The organism is Candidatus Sysuiplasma jiujiangense, assembly GCA_019721075.1.
Taxonomy (GTDB): domain Archaea; phylum Thermoplasmatota; class Thermoplasmata; order Sysuiplasmatales; family Sysuiplasmataceae; genus Sysuiplasma; species Sysuiplasma jiujiangense.
The window spans coordinates 1-5,029 of sequence record JAHEAD010000043.1 but is presented as its reverse complement, the minus strand read 5'-3'; the positions used below and the strand labels follow the sequence as shown (position 1 = coordinate 5,029).

Sequence of the window (5,029 nt, the reverse complement as noted above, 5' to 3'; positions counted from 1 at the left end):
TCTCAATTCTCAGTTTTCTGTTTGGTTGTCATAACGCCCGAGTCTACAACTTCTTTATCCATTTCTGGAAGTTCATACCACTTCACCTTTTCTCCGACTCTAGCGCGCATCTTCCATTTCAGGCTTTTTGGCCTGCTCTCGATAAGCCCTGTCAGCTTATCGATCCTATCTATGACCAACTTCTTCGAGCCTGTATCTACGTTCATAGCCGAAACATGCGCTTTGAGGTTGGACAGATTGGTTGTAACAGTTTTGTACAATCCCCATTGTTCGGCACAAATTTCAGAGATATAGCCGCCGTTCACATGATTTCCGTCATCAGTATCAGAGATATCATGGTCCAAGAAAATGCAGGCCATGTCATTCATGTCCTTCGCATTATATTCAATAATCTGCAGCTTTGTAAGTAGAAGGTCGGCTATGGGAATCGTGTAGGAATCTCTGTCAACAGAAAGTCTTTTGCTGAAATCAAGTTTATGACACATTTCAAAAACGTCAAGAAAAATATCAACTCTCCGGGAATTGTTCAGATCATTGTATATCAGCCTTCTATCACCCTGAAGTGCGTTGAAGACTTCTCTAGGTTTGTAACCCAAAGAAATAAAAAAATCTTTAAGTTTCGCACCTTGACTTCTGGAGCAGACAAAATCCAGGTCCACATAGTGTCTGCTCAATTGACCGGATCTTGCGGAAGGACATCTGAAATACACAGCCAGTCCACCTATCAATTTTAGATCAATGTTCTGGCGTGACGCATGCTCAATTACTCTCTCTGCTTCTTTAACAGGATCCTGCAATTGCGTCATTCGCATCATTCATGCGGATTATGGGATTTAACCTTTTTCAGTCTCATAATGGAAATGCGTTATGTGTGGAATTTTGCCCTAACACATAGGCATTAGTTGAACAACTTAGTCAACAATGGACAAGATTCTGGAAAAAAGAAGAATTTAATAATAGGATGCATTAAACGCGATTATGACAGACTACGATGCCATAATTATAGGATCAGGACATAATGGTCTGACCTGTGGATGTTACTTGGCCAAGGCAGGACTCAAAGTCTGCATTGTTGAGCGAAGGAACATAATAGGCGGTGCCGCCGTTACTGAAGAACTCTGGCAGGGCATCAAAATTTCCCGTGCAAGTTATGTTCCAGGAGTGATGGACAAAATCATTACAGATCTGGAACTCGTAAAACACGGTTTGTCTCTGAAACCTGTGGATCCGCAGAATTTCGCCCCTTTTCCAAGCGGCAAACATCTTTTCACTTATCTTTCCGATGAGAAGACAGCAAAGAGCATGGAGAAGTTCTCCAAAAATGATGCACGAGAATTTCCAAGATTCTCGGAATATCTCAGAAATTTTGCCGAAACAGTGGAGCCGCTACTGCTTGCGCCACCTCCGTCACTTAACGATCTGACTTCCTTTTTCGAAGGCAGTGAATTTGAGGATGTTGTAAGGGAAATACTGATGACGAGTGCGGCAGATCTGCTAAATGAACATTTCGAATCTGATGAGGTGAAAGGTGCACTCGTGATGAATGGTGTTCTCAATACAAGCATGGGGCCGGATACCGTCGGCACTTCCTATATAATGGCGATGGCGCTAGGGAAGCGCGGATATCATTGTGCAATTGGAGGCACTGGAGCGGTAACCAAAGCACTTGCATCGTACTTCCGAGCGCATGGTGGCACAGTAATTACTGACGCGGAGGTAAAAAATATCATCATTGAGAAAGGCAAGGCAACCGGCATCGAACTGAAAACTGGCAAGAAACTTACCTCCAAGATTGTCGTTTCGAATGCAGATCCGAAAACTACTTTTCTCAAACTCGTCGGTGAAGATCATCTGGAGGACGATTTTGTAAGAAAGACAGAAAGTTTGAGAGCGTACGGCACTTCCTTCAAAATAAATCTTGTTCTCAATTCTCATCTGAACTTCAAAGCACTTCCATCTGCTGTCGTGGCCGATCAGCAAAAGGCGTTGACTGATATTAACCCTTCAATAGATTACGGACAGAAAGCATATGATGATAGCCGATGGGGTCGAATACCAGATGAACCGCCCTTAAGCATTTTTTCACAGACGGCTTGGGATAATACAATGGCGCCAGCAGGCATGCATACTCTGAGTATAATTTCAAAATACAATCCCTATGTTCTGCGTGAGGGTAAATGGGAAGATCTGAAACCGATTGCGCTTGAACGGGCACTGAACGTTCTGGAAAATTACTGTCCAGGCGTCAGGAAGTCTATAACGCATATTGATGCCCTTTCGCCGCTTGACCTTGAAAAAACATTTGGTTTCACAGAAGGAAACGTTACCCATCTGGACCAGACTTTGAATCAGATGCTTTCATTCAGACCATTGGTTGGGTGGGCACATTACAGAACACCAATAAACTCGCTATATATTTGCGGCGCGGGAACACATCCCGGCGGTGGCGTCAAAGGTGCCCCTGGACACAATGCAGCACAGATAATCTTAGAGGATCTCAAGATAAAAGCATAGGCGAGTAAAGATTTAGAATCATCGGCTTTATGCTTGCAGTGGCCAATCCGTGACATTTCGTCTGCGAAAATGAGGTCGATTTTCCAGTTTCAAATGGTATTAAAATAAGTCTAATGCTGCTCTGGCGCTCAGCAGGCCACGGATTCTGTATTCACATTATCCTTTACCATTCTTCCGCACTATTTCTGTTTGAGTCTTCCTGATATGTGGTCATTACAATGAAGGTCTGGTTCATTGCCTTCTTCTTCAAGAAATGCAACAACTCTCTCTCTGAAGGTTACTCTTAGTCTTTTTGATAGTGTCCTCAATTATAGGAATGTCGAAGGAGCACAGATAATGAATGGATCTTTGTGCCGAAATAATTGCACGAAGTTGATGCGACGTATTAGCGCATCCGCTGACATTAAAAGCTCAGTATCCAGAAAGTGTAATCGCAAATTATGCCACCTCCCAGAATACAATGATCGTTTGTAGAACAGATTGCAGTTGGCTGCATTATTGGGCATTGCTTAGGACTCAGTTGAATCTTTTAGGCAGATATTGCAACATCGCTTGAGATGTTTGACAGAATCCGATGGATTTGTATTGCCGATGTCATATAGAAATCGCCCTGAGTCTTTGCCAACTCTACACTTCAGCATCTCATGTTCGGTAGATGCGACATGAAATTATTCACTCCTTGCAGTCTTTTACAATTCTTTCCTGGTTGGTCCCGTGATGTCCGACTCCAGGTTGCGTGACAGCTCAACAATATCTTTTGCTTCTGACAGCGGTGACCACTCTGAGCGGCTGAATGACATGAGCCTTTCGCCAACAAGGTGCAGGAACAGGGATGTCGGGAACTCGCCCTTCTTCAGTGCGGACAGAACTGGCCCCTTCTCTCCGAAAACGAACACGGGGATAGCACCTGCCCTTTCAGCCCTTTCCACCTTCTTTCTCCTTTTGTCGAGCTGGTATTTCGTTGCAACCTCGACCTCGAAATAGAAGAGGCTGGAGACAATGCCGCCCGCCGTCTTTGCAAGCAGATCGGGCTGTTCCTGGCCGGGGCGCTGCCTTGTAATGCAAGTCAGCATGCCCATTGTGTCGAGCGCCTTCTTCACCTTGAGCACCATGCTCCTGTGCTCGTCACCACCTGCCATCATTCCTCCCTGCAGCCTGTAGAGCTCGTTCCATCCCTTCTGTGAAAGTTTCAGATGTGCCTTCTGTATGAGGCCGAGAGACCTTGCATTCTCCACGAGCGCCGCCATTTCCTGCATGCCGTAGGGGAAGAGCTGGAAGACGCCCGTCTCCTGGAGGCCGCTGAGCGACTGCTTGCCGAGCGTTTCCGCCATGCCGGCTATCTGGAGTATGTCGAAGAGCTGGTTCTCCATTGAAGCCATCGGTGAGGGAAGGGCGTCGTCGACGGAGGGATAGGTCTGTGCAGTCAGCCTGGTTGCATCATCGCACAGGCGCTTGTCCCAGAATACGATATCCATGTCAAGCAGAGTGACATTGCCTGAGAAGTTGGCGACAGCATGCATTCTTTCCAGCCATTCAATCTCCTCTTTATCCACGTTGCCGACAAGGCTTGCAGCTGTTGCCGAATCGACCTCGCCGAGCTGGAAGGATATCCTGTTCCTGAAGTTGGAACCCATTGCGCCGAGGAACTCCCTGCTGAATGAGGACGGGCTCTGGCTCGCCACCATGATACTGACGCCGAATTTCCTTCCCTGCGATGCAATCTGTTCAATCAGCCTGGGCGGGAAGCGATGCGCCTCGTCTATGATTACTGTCGTTCCGCATTTCTGTGCGCATGCTACAACCCAGTACATCGACAGTATCATTGAACCGAGGAGGGAGGAGGTGGTTTCTCCAATCCTGCTCATGTCTATGTCAACGAAGAGTGACTTGCCTGATGCGATTGCATCGCCAAGATTTATGTTGTTCTTGCGCTGGCAGAGAATCCTTCTTGATTCGGCATCCAGCACAATCCTGCCGACCTTGTCCCTGATTGGCATCCACCATTCTTCCCTTGCCTTCGGAAAGGAGTGGAGAAGGAAATCCTTTGTCGCTGCATCGGGACAGGTTTCGGCAACCTCCCTTGTTGCAAAGGGATTGGAAAGGAGTTCAAGAACGTCTGCGTAGTTTGTCTCACTGAGCGGCGCAACGGCATCGAGCACTCCCTTGAGAAGGAAGTCAAGGCGGGGACCCCAGAACTCCGGTCCGTATGCACTTCTGACGACATGGCCTATGGACTCTGTTACAAGGGAGGAGAGCTGGTCCCTGTAGGCTATCTGGCGGAAGATTTCGAAGGGGTTCAGCCCCACCGGCGATTTGACCGCGTCGACATAGATGACACTGCCGTCCGTCGCTTGACTGGGAATGAGGGAAAGCGTCTTCCTGACCAGATCGCTGTGCGGGTCGATGATGAGCACCGGCCTTCCCCTGCGTATGAGCGTTGCAGCAATGAGGGAGAGCAGGGTGCTCTTGCCCGAACCGGTGGCGCCGAAGACAGCGAAGTTGTCGTTCAGGGTGG

Annotated in this window: 3 protein-coding genes; 1 reads left to right on the top strand and 2 read right to left on the bottom strand. The window is 47.6% G+C overall.

Annotation, left to right across the window (positions count from 1 at the left end):
* Positions 1-2 precede the first annotated feature (2 nt).
* Entirely contained in the window at positions 3-806 is an 804-nt protein-coding gene (locus KIS29_11250; GenBank protein ID MBX8640901.1) for a hypothetical protein, read from the bottom strand.
* 235 nt (positions 807-1,041) lie between these two features.
* On the opposite strand from KIS29_11250, the gene KIS29_11245 reads away from it, so the two are divergent.
* Complete coding sequence (locus KIS29_11245; protein MBX8640900.1) at positions 1,042-2,514, top strand: NAD(P)/FAD-dependent oxidoreductase; 1,473 nt, start codon at positions 1,042-1,044, stop codon at positions 2,512-2,514.
* A gap of 689 nt (positions 2,515-3,203) precedes the next feature.
* Here the strand turns inward: KIS29_11245 and KIS29_11240 are convergent.
* The coding region (locus tag KIS29_11240) for an ATP-binding protein (GenBank protein MBX8640899.1) at positions 3,204-5,029 on the bottom strand (1,826 nt) is incomplete at its 5' end.